2 protein-coding genes are annotated in these 885 nt (G+C 64.0%); both read right to left on the bottom strand.

The window, feature by feature from the left end; all coding sequences use genetic code 11:
* Window positions 1-234 (bottom strand): hypothetical protein (locus Dsi01nite_RS54915; RefSeq protein WP_203854507.1); only part of this gene is annotated, 234 nt, incomplete at its 3' end.
* A gap of 395 nt (window positions 235-629) precedes the next feature.
* Window positions 630-885 (bottom strand): hypothetical protein (locus Dsi01nite_RS54910; protein ID WP_203854506.1); only part of this gene is annotated, 256 nt, incomplete at its 5' end.

Raw genomic sequence — 885 nt, 5'->3', positions numbered from 1 at the left:
ATCCCGACCTTGATCGCCACCGCTGCTCACAGGACCGGTGGCGGGTAGGAGGTTGCTGGCGATGCGTCGGCGTGCCACCGCGAGGCAGATCAGCTCAAATGTGTGATGCCCGTTGCGCTCGCGCAGCGTCTCAAGCGAGAAGCGAATGAACTGCGCTCGCTGATCAGCGCTTGCCAACATCATCCTCCTGCGGACATCTGTTCGATTCAGTCTTACTCGCATCACGCACGTCATGAAGGAAATTTGGGAACGACACGCCGAGCGCCGGCCCGTCCCGATCATGGCCGCCCTCCCGAGACGGACAGGGAGGGAGCTGGCATGCGCGACGTGCGCACTGGAGGAGAACGATAGGAGGTATGCCCGACGGGCCAACTCACTCCGAACCAATGCCGATGTGCTGCTCGCCGGTGACGCGAACACCGAGATGCAGTTCAATGTCGGCGATACCTGCATTGGTTCGTCGACTGGGATCCAGCGGGCCTCAGGTCGATGGGTGATGCCGCCGGGCTCGACGGGCTTGATCTGGCCACACAACCAACCGTCGTTCGAGCCCACCATCCGGCCAAACCCGGCACGGAATTGCCCGATGCCGTCCCTGGTGCCGTAACTGACGCAGTCGCCGCGGCGTCCTACAGCCCCAAGTCGTCATCCGCCTGTACGTCGTTGTCGACGGTGAACGCTGTTCGTGTCGCGCCGGCGTCGGCGTGTATTGGTAGATGGCGGCCGACGGGGTCAGTGTGTGGTCTGGGCCTTGTGGCGTAGACAGCCTGGACTTTGGCGGTAGCGGCCTTCAACGCGTCGCGGAACTCTTCGGACTTCCGATCAGCGGCTTGACTGCGACGACCTTGCTCGGCGGCGGCTGCGAGGCCGAGGTACCGCGTGGGC

The sequence above is a fragment of the Dactylosporangium siamense genome (assembly GCF_016862795.1).
GTDB lineage: Bacteria > Actinomycetota > Actinomycetes > Mycobacteriales > Micromonosporaceae > Dactylosporangium > Dactylosporangium siamense.
The sequence above is the reverse complement of the archived record's forward strand: the minus strand, read 5'-3'. Positions and strand labels throughout refer to the sequence as shown.